We start from the raw sequence: 15686 nt of genomic DNA on the forward strand, positions 1-15686 counted from the left end.
ATATGGCCGTCTGGCTTTTCTGCCGACGGCCATTTTTATGTCCTTCTCAAACTAATACTTTGCTAATATTCCAATTTGTTAGAATAGTAGTATAATAGAGGAAAATTTACATAAAGGAGAATCGCTAGTATGGATAACCTATTAATCGAATTTAAGAATCTGCCGACAACCTGCATTTCCGATGGAATGGATGGCCTAAATAACCTCCACCCATCCATTAAACCTCTTAAAGAAGAGTACAAGCTTGCAGGGCGGGCCTTTACTGTCAAAATCCCAGTCGGTGATAATTTGGCCGTTTTAAAAGCGATTCGTAACGCTCAGCCGGGTGATATCTTGGTTGTCGATGCCAAAGGAGACCAATACCGTGCCATTGCCGGCGATTTTGTTGTCGGCATGATGCAGACCCTCGGAATCGGCGGCTTAGTGGTTGATGGTGTCATCCGTGATATTGTGGGTATTAAAGAATTAAACTTCCCTGTTTTCTCCCGAGGAACGGCGGTCGCTGCAAGCGGCAAAGCAGGTGTCGGTGAAATCAATGTGCCGATTTCCTGCGGCGGAGTCACGATAAACCCTGGTGACATCGTTGTTGGAGATGCCGATGGAGTAGTTGTCGTCCCTCAATCAATTGAACAAGAGATTTTAACTAAATCTCAAAACAAATTGAAAAAAGACCAGCTAAGAGAAGAAAAGATTTCCGGCAATCGTGAAGCGATTATTAAACATTTGGATGAAATGCTTTCCAAATAAAAATGCCCCCTTTTTCCTATTTAGGAATGGGGGTTTTATATTTTTTGATCCTACTTTAAAATTGTGCCTGACCGTTTTCAATTCGTATACTTATTTGGCGAAGTTTGGGAAATATAAAGTTTATAAATGTAGATTTTTGGCTGGGATGGTTGCTTGTGGGGATGAAGATTAAAAAGATTCTTTATCATTTAATTATGCTCAGGGATAAAATATTAGTCCCTTTTGTGCTTTTATACATATTATTGGCGGCGCTTGGGATTTTCTGGATAGAACCAAAAACCTTTGAATCGTACATTACCTCAATATATTGGGTATTAACCACGCTGGCAACTGTAGGTTTCGGTGACTATGCGCCAGTAACAGATGCAGGAAAAATTTATACCATCTTCCTTTATATCACCGGCATTGGGTTAATAAGTGTATTTGTTGGTAAAGTCATTAATACCGTATACGTAATTGATAAGCTTAAGGTTGGAGGAAAAATGAAATATACAGGGAAACATCATATTATTCTGATTGGCTGGAGCCCGAAAACAAAATTAGCCGTAAAGGAAATTCTTAAGACAGACAAAAAGACGGATATAGTCATTATTGATAATTTAGAAAAAGCTCCAATTACCGAGGAACACCTGTTTTATGTCCGCGGTGATGCGACCGACGAGGAAACGCTCCTAAACGCCAACCTTCCAAAAGCTAAGGGTGTAATTATTTTTGCTGACCAGATTGCACAGGATAACTTTTTAACAAAAGACCCTCTTCTTGTGGATGGCAAAACCTTATTAGTGGCGACCGCGATCACAACGCTTGAGGAAAAATTAAAAAAAGATATTCATGTCACGGCAGAAGTTATCAATGAAAACCATATCCAATTGTTCAAACATGTTCAGGTCGATGAGTTTATTCCAACCCAGGAAATGATTTCGCACGCTGCCGTCCGCTCCTTATTCTCACATGGCGTTACCCATATGTATTCAGAATTAATGAGTACACAGTATGGAGATTCCATGTATGAAATTCCAAAAAAGAAGGAATGGAAAACGTACCGTGATGCTTTTTTTGAACTGCTTAATAAAGGGGCAACGTTAGTAGCCGACCGTGGCGACATGCACATTAATCAAAAGCTGGACCAAATGATTCCCGATGATGCCCAGCTGTTTGTCATTTGTGATAAGGAGACCATCAAACAATTGACTAAAAGTGTTGAAAAATAATTTAAAAAAGGGGTGGATAAATCATACACCCCTAAATAGAAAAATAATAAAAGTAATGGCTTTCTCTTTTGAAGCCAATTTTTTCATAAAGACCTTGCGCCGGAATATTGTCAGAGGCTGTCTCAAGCAGTACACCTTTTGCTCCAGTATCCTGTGCCATTTCAATAGCCTTATTAATTAATTTTTCACCTACACCCTTGCCACGGTATTCTTTTTTCACATACAAATCATTCAAAATCCAAGACCGTTTCATGCTAACTGATGAAAAGGTTGGATACAGCTGCGTAAAGCCAACCGCCTCCCCACCATCATAAGCGATGAAAATTACCGATTCCCCATTTAATATTCTCGACTTTATAAACTCCCGTGCTCCTAAGGTATCAGGCGATTGCTCGTAAAATTGTCTGTATAAATCAAAAAGCTCCGTTACAGCATCTAGTTCTTTGATTGTGGCTTTGATAAGGTTCATTGATGCACCTCTCCCCCTTTTATTTTCCCTTTTTCCTATTTATGGTACACTTTATTGTACTTCAATTGGATTCATTTTTGATAGTCATTTTTATTCCCCCAAAATGAAAAGTTCTATTTTCAAAAATAAGGATTTATTTTTTGGCTTAAGGATTTCTTAAGGTTCACGCACCATAATGGGAAAAAGTTAAGGTGAATGAATTTGGAGGAATTAAGATGAAAAAGAATTATACAAAAATTGTTCTCGATTTGTTGATGGCCATCACGTTTGTGCTGCTAATGAATCCAAGAGTATTAGATGGACTGCCGTTTCATGAAATTGCCGGCCTGGTAATTGGGGGCGCTATTCTAGTACACATCGGCTTGAACTATCGCTGGGTGGTTAATACAACGAAAAAGATCTTTGACCCGAAGCTTCCTAATAAAACACGATTTAGTTATCTTTTAAACGTACTGTTGTTAATTTCGATGGCAGGTGTTATTATCACTGGCATATTAATTTCTAGGGTTGTATTACCAAGTCTCGCCATTCAGGGAAATCACACTATTCGTGAATTACATGGATTATCTGCTGATGCCACACTTGCATTTGTTGGACTTCATGTTGGTGTACATTGGCAGTGGGTAATGAGTATCTGTAAAAAGGCATTTAAAACAAAGGAAGGGATACTTAGGAAAGGTGTTATTGCATCCGTTGTCCTGTCACTCGCTATTTTAGCAGGGGGAATTCAATGGTTCGCTTCAACAGCTACATCAAGCATGGGTGAGTTCAAACCGATGCAAATGCAGCAAAGCACTCAAACATCTAATAATGGAAATACGATAAATACAGAGAACTCAACTGCGCTGACAAAGCAAGGACCTCCTAATGGAGATTTTCGAAATGAAAAATTCCATGCTAAAGAAGGACATGGAGGATCAAGCAACCCATTTCTCGTAGTTCTTAACTATTTTGCGATTTGGGCAGTAATCATCATTCCTACTTATTATATTGAAAAGCGAATTTTAAGGAAAAAACGGAAATCTAAATTAGCCCATCCTCAAATGACATAAAAATGTATATGTGATTAAAAAAAGTCCGGTTTATTGTTCCGGACTTTTTTACTTCTTATGATAATTTGAGATGATATTCATTCATCCAATTGTTACTTTTCCATTTTTCAGAAATAATATCATTAATTGCAGGGGGATATGGACTTATTCTAATATGTTCATAAATACTTCCAAGTACGGACTTGTAATCTAATTCGGCACAAACGCTAAACCATTGCTGGACCGTTTCATTTTTTGCCACAAAAAGAGGATATACCCTTTCAATCAAGACAATCAGATTAAACGCCTCTTGTTTAGTCAATGAAATTTCTCCTTGAAAATCCCTAGGAATTATGATTATTTCTGTAATCCGCCCCGTAATTGATTCACGCCAAATTCCAGGTAAGCTTTTAAACAGGTCAGCATAAATACCCAACCTTCTTTATTGTCCAGTATATTATGTATTAAGGCAGTGTCATTCTCTTGAAAGCCGTCTTCCATTATTTCAATAATCGTGCTGGAAGAATTCATTTCTTTTAAGCTGATGGTTACGGTATGTTCGTCCTCCGGCGGGCCCCAAAGGAAGACAATTTTTTTATTCTCCTCTACTTCAACAACTTTAATTTCCAATTGCGCATTGTACAAATCATATTCCAATTTGATGGTCTTTCCCGCTGCCCATCTTTCTGAACTCGATGAGAACCAAAAATTCCCGATTTTCGAAGGATCGACAAAGGCCTCAAATACATCTTTGGCAGGCTTTTTAATTTGAAACTTTGTTAAATTATTCATTATAATCCACTCTCTTTCACCTATTAACATAATCAGGGTTGTCTCATACGGTTTATTTTATACCATTTTAACTTTTTCTTAATCCACTATCCGAATAAATTTGTTTATCTTGTTTCGGTTTCACCTTTACACCAAATATCCATCTCGTTATGGCTGTCCGCTTGATGATAAACTCATATATTAGCCAAGAAATAAGCACAGTCAGGACCATAATGAGGAAAAACGACAGAATCATACCAAGATTGATTTTTAAAACATAGTAACCTATGACAACTAACACACTCTGGTGAATAATATAGATAGGGAATGCTGCTTCATTCATGTACGGGATAGCCTTGTGAGAAAAATTCAAAAATTTGTGACCGAAACCCAAAATCACCGCAAGCGTCAGCCAAACATTGAAAGTTCTTAAAATAGATATAAGTATATCCACACCTGGAAAAATCTGCCTGTCCTGATTCATTTGCAGCAAGATAACCCATGCCGGAACCAAAACAACCAGTGCTGCCAATCCCTTCACGCGAATTCGATTGAACATATTTTGATAGCTTTGATGGGAACAAGTAATAAAGCCCATTATAAAAATGAACAAGAAAAAGAATGGATTTTGACCGCCTGGTGCCGGGAGTGCCTGTGTCACAAACAAACCAATGAATAGTAGGAAAAATACAGGTGGCCTGCTACATACTTGATTAAATTTTTCATGTTTGCTTTTTCTCATGGGGTTTTTAAAAAAGTTGAAAACCGGCAGCGCCACAAGCGAAAGGACAAACAAATAAAGTATGAACCAAAGGTGCGCCGGTGTGAAGGTGCCAAAATAGCCGGATAGATCAGTGAAATCAGTAAAAAATGTTCTTAAAAAAGTGAAATAGTTCCCTGCTGTTCCTGTGTGATTTAATTTCGCAAAATACCCCTGTGGCGGAATGATAAACAAAACGCCAAAAATCAAGGGAATCAACAATCGATTCACGCGATCTTTTATGTATTCCTGGTTCGACCTCCTCTTTAGGGCGTACCAGCTCGCTGACCCTGCCAGCCAAAAGAGCAGCGGCATAAACCAATAACTAGTTACGGCAATGAACCAACTAAGCCCCCAGCTTAATTCCCCACTTTTCACATAAAACGGATCCCAATAATCAAATACTCTCGCTGAATGAAACGGAAATAACAGCAGGATTCCCAGATTTCTCAGCCAATCAATATCATATCTTCGATTCTCACTCACTCAGACTCCCCCAGTCTAAAACCAATTTTTTCCTAGATATATTGTAGTGATTCCAACTGCTTCTTACAAGGAAAATTTACCTAAAAAAGCAAAAAACTCCCGACAATGGGAGTTTCATATTAGGGTTTTATGAAAAAGTAGTAGCATGACATTCTTGTAGAAAATATAAAATAGCGGACTGGAAACAAAGATCCAACCCGCTTATTAATTCTATGAACCTTTTTTTAGTTAACGAACCGTCCTGTTTTACCTTTTGAGCTCCAGTATTCATTACGAAGGTGGACCTTTTGGATTTTTCCAGAGGCAGTCTTTGGCAGTTCCTTTACAAAGGTGACGCCTGTAACCGCTTTAAAATGAGCCAATTTTTCACGGGAAAACGAAATGATGTCCGCTTCGCTGACTTCAGCACCTTCGCGCAATACTACATATGCATGGGGAGTTTCGCCCCATTTTTCATGTGGAACTGCAATGACGGCAGCCTCTAATACCGCAGGATGCTCGTACAGCGCCCCTTCCACTTCAATGGAAGAAATGTTTTCTCCGCCGCTGATAATAATATCCTTTTTCCGGTCAACGATCTCGATATTACCGTATTCATCGACCGTTCCCATGTCACCCGTGTGGAGCCAGCCGTTTCGGATTGTTTCCATGGTCGCCTCCGGGTTTTTCCAATAGCCAAGCATAACACCGTGGCTTCTTGTGACGACTTCACCAATCTCCTGACCGTTATGGGCTACCTCTTCTCCATGCTCGTTGACTACTCTAACATCAGAACCAATCATTGGATAACCCGCTTTTGCTTTGATGCGTGCTTTCGTTTCGGGTGACAAGTGTGTAAGCTCCGATCGGATTGTTGAAACCAAGCTAAGAGGCGTAGATTCTGTCATTCCGTACACCTGAATAAACTCCCAGCCAAGCTCTTGTTCAACGCGGGTCACGAACGCTGGCGGCGGTGCAGAACCCGCTATAACCACGCGAACGTCATGCTCTATTGCCGGTTTATTTTTTTCATAGTATTGCAGCAAAGAATTCAGCACTGTTGGTGCCATGTGCAGCACTGTCACCTTATGTTCCTGGATGGCCTGAAAAATTGATTCAGGAGTAGCCTTTTTCAAGCAAACATGTGTCGCACCATTTGCCGTATAATAAAATGGCGAGCCCCAGCCGTTCACATGGAACATCGGAAGAACATGAAGATAGACATCTCGGTCGCTCACGCGCAAGTGGTGCATCGTGCTTAATGCATGAAGATAATTATTGCGGTGTGTCAGCATAACTCCTTTAGGGTTTCCTGTTGTACCGCTTGTATAAAGAAGGCTGCAGACGTCATTTTCATCAAGTTCTGCACGATTGAAATTGCCTGATGGGTGGCCTGCCAGCCATTTCTCATAATCCACCTCATCGGTTTGATCATCTTTATATTGAACAATGATATGTTTGACTGTTTCGAGCTGCTCTTTAATCGGAGTGATTAAATGGTACAAGTCCTGGTCAACCAACAGTACTTTGGATTCACTATGGTTTAAAATAAACAAGTAATCTTCAGGCTTCAAGCGGATATTGAGCGGCACCATGATGGCGCCAAGCTGGAAAATTCCATAAAAACCTTCAAGCATTTCAACAGTGTTTGGCGCAAGATATGCAACCCGTTCCCCTTTTTCTACACCTAATTCCCTTAACCCATGAGAAAGCTGGTTTACTCTGCCATTCAGCTCGGCATATGTAAATTGGCGTTCATCGCAAAAAACAGCCTGCTTGTCTCCATAAAGAGAAACGGCACGATCTAAAAATTCCGGAAGTATTAAAGGTACATTCATTTTTTTCACCTCTTTTTAAAATTTAGAATATTCCAATATAATATTATTCTATCATATAATTTTTAAATAAAAATACAAAAATTTGTCTAAAAATAAATAATTGCACCTAAGTACTAATCTGTTGGAAAATCCCATAAAATAGAATGTACGTTCGTAGAGGAGGGCGAGGAAATGCTTAAGAGCAATGATTCCTTGATTACAGGTGAAATGTTAGTCAAATATTACGAACTAAACAAGAAGAAAAAAGAAATCGAACTGGAAATGGATGAATTAAAGGAAGTGTTTCAAAGCTATTTTAATAATTTAGTAGGAAAGGACATGAAAGGCGAAATTACGGTGAGTGGTTTTAAATTGCAAAGGCAAATTCGCAAAATGGAAAAATTCCATGAGGCGGAAACGGTGAAAAGGTTGGAGGAAATGCAATTGAACGACCTCATCCAATTGGTGAAGAAGCCCGATGATTCAAAAATAAAAGCGGCGCTCGAACTGGGATTAATAAAGCCAAATCAACTAGAGGGCTGTATTGTTACTTCTCTTTCCCCTGCTATCTCGGTAAAACCAGTGACCCCGCGATAAATACAGACAGAAAGTTTTATAACGGTAGTGCATATGGAGGAACTTCCCAATCCGTTGAGTGAAGGACAATTTCCTACTCGATTTTGTCCTTCATCTGCATTCCTTAAAGCCCCATGCATCAGCCAGAACCCGTATCCCCTCTTTAATTTGATTCTCTGACAGCCCGCCGTACCCAAGTAAAACCTTGGAATCCATCCCGCCAGCCAACTCCGCATCATAGACAGACAACGGATACACCTTTACTCCAGCAGCCATCGCCCTCCGTACCAACTCCTCCTCCCTCATCCCATTCCTAACGTCCAAAACAATATGCAAACCCGACTTTTCACCGATTACCTTCACCCATTCACCCATAAAATCATGAATCGCTGAAATCAGGAAGGCTTGCTTTCTCCGGTAAAGTGTCCTCATTTTATTTAAATGGGTTTGCCAATGGCCGTCGTGCATAAAACGATAAAGCGTATCCTGATGGAGCCGGGAGACTGCTTGTTTATAAATGGTGAATTGCTCCCTGTACCTGGCCAACAGTTCTTCAGGCAGGACCATATAACTGATTCGCAAGGATGGTATCAACGACTTTGAAAAAGTGCCTAAATAAACAACTCTACCGGATGAATCCAGCCCTTGCAAAGCTGGAATCGGTTTTCCTTTATATCGGTATTCCCCGTCGTAATCATCCTCAATAATGTATCCGCCCCTTTCTTCTGCCCATTTCAACAATTCCATTCGTCGAGCAATTGGCATAACCATTCCCAGCGGGAACTGATGGGATGGAGTGACATACACGACACGGGCGCCGCTCCCGTGCAAACATTCTACAGCAATCCCTTCTTCATCCAAAGGAACCGGAACAGTTCTGGCACCTAAATCTTGCAAAACTGCCCTTGTCCGGTGAAATCCAGGGTTCTCCAAGGCATAAATTTCATCCCTGCCGATTACTAAACAAAGGAGTCCCATCAATACCTGTGTTCCCGCACCAACAACAATTTGCTCAGCTTTGCAACGAACACCTCTAGACTGAAATAAATACTTGGCAATTTCCCCGCGAAGCAGCCTTTCCCCTTGCGGATTGCCGGTATAAAACAAATCCCCCTTATCCTCATATAAGGCTTGAACCGACAGCCTTCTCCATAAACTGAATGGAAAATGTTCAAGGTCGACCTTTCCCGAATTAAAATCTATTTTTACAGCAGGATCCGTCAGCTCCTCAACCATCCTTACAGGCTCCACCTTATCATGTCTTACCATTAAATCCTCCAGCAGCTCAACAACAAACAAACCTGAACGCGGACGGCTTTCCAGAAACCCTTCCGCACAAAGCTGGTCATAGGCAGACTGAACCGTATTCAGACTTAGTCCCAAATAATTAGCCAAATTTCGTTTGGATGGCAATTTTTCCAGAGGTTTAATATTACCTTTAAAAATTTCATCTTTGATAAAGTTCGCAAGCTGCATATATAAAGGCGTTGGGCTTTTATGATCCAATACAGGCATTATCTCAAGCATTGCCAATCCCCTCCAAAAGCTGACCCTACTAAAATCATTTAATCTGATATCTTTGATTATACCAGTTTACCAATTAAACTTGAGTTCACATCTAAGATTTTTTATATGTGAATCCGTAACTTAATCTCTAAAATTTTTCCAACAAAGAAGGATTGTTCCTGCTTTTTTCATGAAAAAGGAAATTTTGTAAATAATATAACTATGACATATTGTGAAATGGGGTCATGTAAATGAATCATGCCAATATTAAGCTTACAGCATCTGAAATTGCCTGTGTTTGGACCACCTATATAAACGATTGCATGTCAAAGTGTGTTTTAACCTATATGCTGAAGCATCTTGAAGATGAGGATATCAAACAGATTATTCAGATGGCCCTGGGCATTTCCGAGACCCACCTTGATTTTTTAACTACCCTATTTAAAAAAGAAAATTTTGCCGCACCTAATGCCTTTAACGAAAATGATGTAAACTTGAACGCCCCAAGGCTATATACTGACTCTTATTGTATAAGCTATGTCAATCACATGGCAAAAGCTGGCATGCTAGCTTTTAGCGGTATGGTCGCCATGAGCGCCAGGGAAGACATTCGTTCCTTTTTCACAACAGCCTTAACCGAAACAGCATCTCTTTATAACAATAGTTCGGAGGTTTTGTTAAGCAAAGGTTTGTTCGTCCGGTCTCCATATATTGAGGTCCCTGGAGAAACCGACTACATCGACAGCAAAAAATATTTGAGTGGGCTAAATCTATTCGGTGACAAAAGACCGTTAAATGCTATTGAGATTTCTCATTTATTTTTAAATGTGCATACTAATTCAATTGGTGCAAAAATCTCTCTTAGTTTCGCACAAACCTCACCATCTAAGGAAGTTCAGGAGTTCATGTTACGAGGCAAAGAAATTTCACAAAAACATGTCACGATTTTTGCGCAAACTTTACTAGAAAATAATTTACAAACACCTGAATCTTCAGATATTGGAATCACAGATTCCACTATACAAGTGTTCTCAGAAAAACTTATGATGTACCATATGGCACTGTTAAGTGCCGCCGGATCGGGGAATTATGCAACTGCAGCAGCAGCCAGCCAGCGAACAGATTTATTCCAGACGTATGACCGACTGTCACTGGAAATTGCCAAATTCGCTAAGAGTGGTGCCGATATTATGATCAAAAACAGCTGGCTAGAACAACCGCCCGGGACGAAAGACAAAGAGATGCTGTCTAAAAAGAAGGAAGGGTAAACTTAATCCGAACTATTTTTTTCTTTATTGAAATTGGCTGCCCAATAAATATCCCAAGTAAGCAAGAAAAATTCCGATTATGTAGGTTAAGAATGTATAAAGATAAAATTGCCATTTTTGTTTTTTCAAAAGGAATTCTAGCATTTCCAATTTTAACGTAGAAAATGTGGTAAAGGCTCCCATGAACCCGGTTCCAAATAATAGAGCGAGCGTTGGGTCGGCCTTTGCCCCGCTAATCATTCCTAGAAGAAATGCACCGGCTAAATTAACAGTTAAAGTTCCTAGCGGAATTGCTGCCTTTGCATTTAACTGCTTGCTTATCAAAAAACGGGCAATTGCGCCAAAAAATCCCCCTAATCCGACCATTATTAAATGGACAATTGTCATGATTTTTGCACCGCCTCACTGCATTTAAATCCTAATCGGCTCATTATAAGGCCACCGATAACACTAATAGCAACGTATAATACGGCTAAAACAATTTTTTCATCATGAAACAATTGGACGGTTTCAACACTAAGCGTGGAAAATGTGGTAAATGAGCCGACGAACCCTGTCCCAATCGCAGTTGTAATCATAGGTGGCAACGAAACCCGTTTAAACAAATTAGTCGTGAACCACGCCAGCAGAAAACTCCCGATTAAGTTAATTGTTAGAGTGGAAAAAGGAAAAGAAGCGCCTTTAAACAGCGAGATCCCTATCCAATACCTTAAGATTGCACCTAGCGCCCCGGCAATGCCCACTAAAAAATAAACCAAATGAAATGCCCCCTTGGCTTCGATATAAAAAACTCCTGCAAGGAAACACCCCGCAGGAGATAACAACAAATTTATTATAAACCCTGATTTTTGAAAAAGAAAGATTCCCTTATTTTAGAAAAATAAATGCGAGGAAATTTGCCGGTCCTTATGTTCCTCATATAGCTGATCGACCAACTCTTGGTGTACGGCCTCTTCCATGGTCACATTACGTTTTTTTATTGTTATGGTAAAAAACAACATATTCAAGTTCATTTTAAGTTCCTCCTTCTAATGTTTTCTTTATTTATCTCTAGTATAGAAGGATTTCCCATATCTAAAATCGTGACTATGATGGAGATTTTTCTACTCCTTTAGTCTGAGAAAATAGTTTATCTCGTTTGAACATTTTATGTACAGAATAAATCTTTTTAGCTGCGTACTGCTACCTTTTCCGGAAGCTCTACCCCTTCCCAATCTTTGCAAACATCGACCCAATCCTTGGCGAAGGAATATTCAAAAATTTCATCACCTGTCAACTCGATTGCAGATTTTGCGCTTCCGCAAGCTGGAAAGAGAGTTTCAAAACGTTTCATGGAAACATCTAAATATACATCTAAATCATTTTTTAAACCAAATGGACATACACCGCCTACAGCATGTCCCGTTTGTTCCAACACTTCTTCGGCAGATAACATGCGGGCTTTAAAGCCAAAGGTTTGCCTAAATTTTTTATTATCAATTTTTGTATCTCCGGCCGCCACAATCAGAATGGCTTTTTCTTCTTCCCCTCTGAAGGACAAAGTTTTAGCAATACGCGCCGGAATAACGCCGATGGTTTCAGCAGCAAGATCCACTGTTGCACTCGACGAATCAAACTCCATCACATCCTGTTCCCGTCCCCATTGCTTGAAATGGGCTTTCACACTTTCTAAAGACATCCTATTCCATCCTTTCCCATCAATTTTATGAAGTATAATAACAATTTTCGTGGCGCAAAACAAATCAAATGCTTATCTTTGAAGCTTTTCGGCACTTAGGGACACCTGCAACCATATTGTTAGATACTGCTATCATTTATCTACTTTAACAATATAAAATTGATATATATTTGCAATCACAATGGGAGTATGGACATTTACCTATTTTTGTAGTCTCTCCATCGCTGATTATGATTTAATGGAAATAAATACACAAAATGGGAGGTAATTAAGTGAATTCATTATTTAGTAAAGTTTTAGAATTAGACCTTGCTTATCTGGATACCTTTTCGAATAGAATCGAAACATCCTGGGGGTACTTGTTTTATAATGAAAATCAGCCAGCCTATTATGACGCCAATCATGCACATATCCATGAAGCTCCTTCTAATCCAAAGTCTGTCATCGAAGAGGTACTGGATTTTTATCAAAAAAGAAACTTGACCCCAAGATTCTATATCTTCAATATTGAAAATCAAGGACCTTTAATCAAAGAATTGTATGCCAGCGGCTTTCGATATGAAGAGCTCGTCTCCCCTGTCCAAATCTGGAATAAAGAATTAACATCACGACAGCAAAAAAACAGAATACAAATAGAGAGAGTTACAGAGGCCAATTATACAGATGCATTAGAAATCGAATGCCAAATTAAAGAGTTTGGCGGCCGGGGGGTGCGGGAAAAAGCCTTTGCCGTAGAGTTTAAACATCCATCATTCAGCCGCTATCTGCTTAAGATGGATGGCACTGCCTGCTCCACTGCCTGTTTATTCGAGCATAGGAATCAAGTCCGTTTGGAACACGTTGCCACACTTGAAGAATATCGCGGCAAAGGCTTAATCGGCGACCTCATTTATTTTCTTCAAGAAGAAGTAAAGAAAAAAGGCTTGGAGAACTTGTGGGTTTTCCCTATCGATGAGCGGGTTGAGAATGTATATGCCAAATACGGATTTCAATCGTTAGGAAAATTTATTACAGGGCATGCTTTTTTGTCTGGAAAAAGTGTGATGGAAATCAGGGGCAGCTAATGGTGTCCCTAATCAAATAATTAGTTTATTCGAAGTTAGGTAGAACAAATTCCCCTTTTAAAACGTTTGAAACTTTTGTAATATTAAGAGATTGAGAGCTTAGAAACACCTTTGGGGGGGATACAAATGAATTCACATGGTGCAGTTTTGCCATATCCACGGGCAAAGGGCATTATATTGGTGATTATCGCAGCTGTCTGCTGGGGCGCTTCCGGTACAGTTGCCCAATATTTATTTCACAATAAAGGCTTTAACTCAGGCTGGACGGTTGTCATTCGACTCCTTCTCTCCGGGACAGGATTATTATTTTTTGCACAAACTGTTGCGAAACAAAATATATGGAATGTCTGGAAAAACAAACAGGATGTGGTCCAGCTTGTCTTGTTTGGAATCTTCGGCATGCTTGCCGCTCAGTATACCTATTTTGCAGCGATTGAGTATAATAATGCAGCTGCCGCAACGGTCCTTCAATACTTGGCACCTGTTATGATAGCTTCTTACCTTTGTCTGAGGAAAAAAAGATTACCGTCAAAGCTTGAATTGATGGCCATCTTGTTCGCATTGGGCGGAACATTTTTGCTAGTTACAAAAGGGAATATTCATGCGTTAGCAATCTCTGTACCTGGTTTTACTTGGGGAATTCTTTCAGCATTTGCGCTTGCTTTTTACACACTATACCCGGGCCGCCTGCTTGCAAAGTGGGGGTCGCTCATTACGGTTGGATGGGGAATGATGATCGGCGGTATCGTCTTCAGCTTTGTCTATCGACCATGGCAGTTTCATGGTGATTGGTCCGGGACGTCATTTTTGGCGATGGTGTTTGTCATCATTTTCGGAACAATCATCGCTTTTTTCTGTTACATGGAAAGTATGAAGTATATTAATGCATCAGAAGCGAGTCTTCTTGCTTCCGCAGAACCGTTATCGGCAGCTTTTTTATCTGTTGCTTGGCTGCAGGTTTCGTTTGGACCCGCTGAATGGCTTGGCTCCTTCGCCATCATTGCAACAATATTTATTTTATCGGCTGTAAAACAATAAGGATAACCCAAAGGGTCGTTGAATAACGACTCCTTTGGGTTATCCTCTGTTTTGGCTAATAAGAAAGTATAAATTCAACTACGCCTCATGAACCGTCCTATCGGACTCGCCAATCGGCGAGTTTTCATTTATTATTCCCCTAAATCAACGTTATGATAAACCTGTTGAACATCATCAAGATCTTCAAGCGTATCGATTAATTTCTCGAACTTAGCAACAGCATCTTCCGGAAGCTCAACCTCGTTTTGCGCAAGCATGGTAAGTTCGGCTGTAGTAAATTCTGTTATACCAGCATTTTTGAAAGCTTCCTGCATAGCGTGGAACTGGTCTGGCTCAGCATAAACGATGACCTGGTCCTCTTCCTCAACCACGTCACGAACGTTCACGTCTGCTTCCATAAGGATTTCAAGGACGTCCTCTTCAGATTTTCCTTCTAAGCCAATTACAGCAGTGGCATCGAACATATATGCAACAGAACCGCTGACACCCATATTTCCGCCATTTTTACCAAATGCAGCACGGACCTCTGAAGCGGTGCGGTTAACATTATTAGTTAAGGCATCAACAATAATCATCGAGCCATTCGGACCAAAGCCTTCATAACGAAGTTCATCAAAGCTCTCATCAGAACCGCCTTTTGCTTTATCAATCGCCTTATCAATAATATGTCTTGGCACGCTGTAAGTCTTGGCACGCTCCAGGACAAATTTTAGACCCTGATTAGCCTCCGGATCGGGTTCGCCGCGGCGTGCTGCCACATAGATTTCACGGCCGAATTTAGCATAAATACGACTTGTATTTGCATCCTTTGCTGCTTTTTTATCCTTGATATTGTTCCATTTACGACCCATATGAACACTCTCTTTCTGGTTTGAATCTATCCAAAATTATTTATGAAAAAGCTGTTACAATTCAACCTTTTCAAAAATAGCTTTTGGGAGTCTATTTTCTAAATATACACAGATAATATTATACCTAATTTAGCTCATTTGTTAAGAGTTTGATTATCAAAAAGAAAGAAAGTTCATTAGAACATGATCATTACCTACACCTCTGCAGGTGTTAACGCCATTCATTACCAAAAATAATAACGAGAAATCCACTGTACTGCCAATAACGCAATGCCCGTACTGATGTTTATCCAGCCCAAAAAGAGTGATGCTATTTTTTCCTTTTTCATATTTGCATTTTTATATGCTTTACTGTCGGTAAGGAGAATTAAAGAGCCTGTTAAAAATAAGATGACGATGACATAGCCTAAAAACCCAATATACATGCATTACAC

At 39.9% G+C, this 15686-nt stretch carries 19 protein-coding genes; 7 read left to right on the forward strand and 12 right to left on the reverse strand.

What is annotated here, in order from left to right; genetic code table 11:
* Window positions 1-129: 129 nt before the first annotated feature.
* Both KHB02_RS08185 and KHB02_RS08190 read left to right on the forward strand, forming a co-directional pair.
* Window positions 130-747 (forward strand): RraA family protein, encoded by a 618-nt coding sequence (locus KHB02_RS08185; protein ID WP_213140139.1) that lies wholly within the window; start codon window positions 130-132, stop codon window positions 745-747.
* 104 nt (window positions 748-851) lie between these two features.
* Window positions 852-1958: an ion channel gene (locus KHB02_RS08190; protein WP_213140140.1), complete on the forward strand. Its 1107-nt coding sequence runs from the start codon at window positions 852-854 to the stop codon at window positions 1956-1958.
* A gap of 31 nt (window positions 1959-1989) precedes the next feature.
* Here KHB02_RS08190 and KHB02_RS08195 read toward each other — a convergent pair whose 3' ends face one another.
* The gene (locus tag KHB02_RS08195) at window positions 1990-2427 is read right to left on the reverse strand and encodes a GNAT family N-acetyltransferase (protein ID WP_213140141.1); all 438 of its coding nucleotides are present in this window, start codon (window positions 2425-2427) and stop codon (window positions 1990-1992) included.
* 215 nt (window positions 2428-2642) lie between these two features.
* Here KHB02_RS08195 and KHB02_RS08200 point away from each other — a divergent pair, with 215 nt between their 5' ends.
* Window positions 2643-3479: a DUF4405 domain-containing protein gene (locus KHB02_RS08200; RefSeq protein ID WP_213140142.1), complete on the forward strand. Its 837-nt coding sequence runs from the start codon at window positions 2643-2645 to the stop codon at window positions 3477-3479.
* A 55-nt stretch (window positions 3480-3534) separates the two neighbouring features.
* Here the strand turns inward: KHB02_RS08200 and KHB02_RS08205 are convergent, their stop codons facing one another.
* The 4 genes from KHB02_RS08205 to KHB02_RS08220 form a co-directional block, all read right to left on the reverse strand.
* The gene (locus tag KHB02_RS08205; protein WP_213140143.1) at window positions 3535-3780 is read right to left on the reverse strand and encodes a hypothetical protein; all 246 of its coding nucleotides are present in this window, start codon (window positions 3778-3780) and stop codon (window positions 3535-3537) included.
* Between the two features lie 35 nt (window positions 3781-3815).
* A complete protein-coding gene (locus tag KHB02_RS08210) occupies window positions 3816-4250 on the reverse strand; it encodes an SRPBCC family protein (RefSeq protein WP_213140144.1) in 435 nt (144 codons plus the stop codon).
* 67 nt (window positions 4251-4317) lie between these two features.
* Window positions 4318-5475 (reverse strand): acyltransferase family protein, encoded by a 1158-nt coding sequence (locus tag KHB02_RS08215; protein ID WP_213140145.1) that lies wholly within the window; start codon window positions 5473-5475, stop codon window positions 4318-4320.
* A gap of 224 nt (window positions 5476-5699) precedes the next feature.
* Window positions 5700-7292 (reverse strand): long-chain-fatty-acid--CoA ligase, encoded by a 1593-nt coding sequence (locus KHB02_RS08220; protein WP_213140146.1) that lies wholly within the window; start codon window positions 7290-7292, stop codon window positions 5700-5702.
* A 171-nt stretch (window positions 7293-7463) separates the two neighbouring features.
* Here KHB02_RS08220 and KHB02_RS08225 point away from each other — a divergent pair, with 171 nt between their 5' ends.
* Complete coding sequence (locus KHB02_RS08225; RefSeq protein ID WP_213140147.1) at window positions 7464-7868, forward strand: hypothetical protein; 405 nt, start codon at window positions 7464-7466, stop codon at window positions 7866-7868.
* Between the two features lie 90 nt (window positions 7869-7958).
* On the opposite strand, the gene pdxR is transcribed toward KHB02_RS08225, so the two are convergent.
* Window positions 7959-9374, reverse strand: a complete 1416-nt coding sequence (gene pdxR, locus KHB02_RS08230; protein ID WP_213140148.1) for a MocR-like pyridoxine biosynthesis transcription factor PdxR — start codon at window positions 9372-9374, stop codon at window positions 7959-7961.
* A gap of 230 nt (window positions 9375-9604) precedes the next feature.
* Here pdxR and KHB02_RS08235 point away from each other — a divergent pair, with 230 nt between their 5' ends.
* Window positions 9605-10621, forward strand: coding sequence for a DUF3231 family protein (locus tag KHB02_RS08235; protein ID WP_213140149.1), 1017 nt, complete (start codon window positions 9605-9607; stop codon window positions 10619-10621).
* Window positions 10622-10645: 24 nt separating this feature from the next.
* Here KHB02_RS08235 and crcB (KHB02_RS08240) read toward each other — a convergent pair whose 3' ends face one another.
* The 4 genes from crcB (KHB02_RS08240) to KHB02_RS08255 all read right to left on the reverse strand — a co-directional run bounded on the left by crcB (KHB02_RS08240) (window position 10646) and on the right by KHB02_RS08255 (window position 12299).
* Window positions 10646-11008, reverse strand: a complete 363-nt coding sequence (gene crcB, locus KHB02_RS08240) for a fluoride efflux transporter CrcB (RefSeq protein WP_213140150.1) — start codon at window positions 11006-11008, stop codon at window positions 10646-10648.
* Window positions 11005-11379 carry a fluoride efflux transporter CrcB gene (crcB, locus tag KHB02_RS08245; RefSeq protein WP_213140151.1) on the reverse strand — a complete coding sequence of 125 codons (375 nt, stop codon included), beginning with the start codon at window positions 11377-11379 and terminating at the stop codon, window positions 11005-11007. The genes crcB (KHB02_RS08240) and crcB (KHB02_RS08245) overlap by 4 nt, the downstream gene beginning before the upstream one ends.
* A gap of 114 nt (window positions 11380-11493) precedes the next feature.
* On the reverse strand, window positions 11494-11634 hold the full coding sequence (locus KHB02_RS08250) for a YrzI family small protein (protein WP_213140152.1): 141 nt from the start codon (window positions 11632-11634) through the stop codon (window positions 11494-11496).
* Between the two features lie 155 nt (window positions 11635-11789).
* Entirely contained in the window at window positions 11790-12299 is a 510-nt protein-coding gene (locus tag KHB02_RS08255) for a YbaK/EbsC family protein (protein WP_213140153.1), read from the reverse strand.
* A 272-nt stretch (window positions 12300-12571) separates the two neighbouring features.
* Here KHB02_RS08255 and KHB02_RS08260 point away from each other — a divergent pair, with 272 nt between their 5' ends.
* Entirely contained in the window at window positions 12572-13363 is a 792-nt protein-coding gene (locus KHB02_RS08260; RefSeq protein WP_213140154.1) for a GNAT family N-acetyltransferase, read from the forward strand.
* A gap of 126 nt (window positions 13364-13489) precedes the next feature.
* Entirely contained in the window at window positions 13490-14401 is a 912-nt protein-coding gene (locus tag KHB02_RS08265; protein ID WP_213140155.1) for a DMT family transporter, read from the forward strand.
* Between the two features lie 131 nt (window positions 14402-14532).
* On the opposite strand, the gene KHB02_RS08270 is transcribed toward KHB02_RS08265, so the two are convergent.
* Both KHB02_RS08270 and KHB02_RS08275 read right to left on the reverse strand, forming a co-directional pair.
* Window positions 14533-15252: a YebC/PmpR family DNA-binding transcriptional regulator gene (locus KHB02_RS08270; protein WP_213140156.1), complete on the reverse strand. Its 720-nt coding sequence runs from the start codon at window positions 15250-15252 to the stop codon at window positions 14533-14535.
* A 224-nt stretch (window positions 15253-15476) separates the two neighbouring features.
* A complete protein-coding gene (locus tag KHB02_RS08275) occupies window positions 15477-15677 on the reverse strand; it encodes a CLC_0170 family protein (protein WP_213140157.1) in 201 nt (66 codons plus the stop codon).
* Between the last annotated feature and the right edge of the window lie 9 nt (window positions 15678-15686).

This window comes from Neobacillus citreus, from assembly GCF_018343545.2.
Taxonomy (GTDB): domain Bacteria; phylum Bacillota; class Bacilli; order Bacillales; family Cytobacillaceae; genus Neobacillus; species Neobacillus citreus.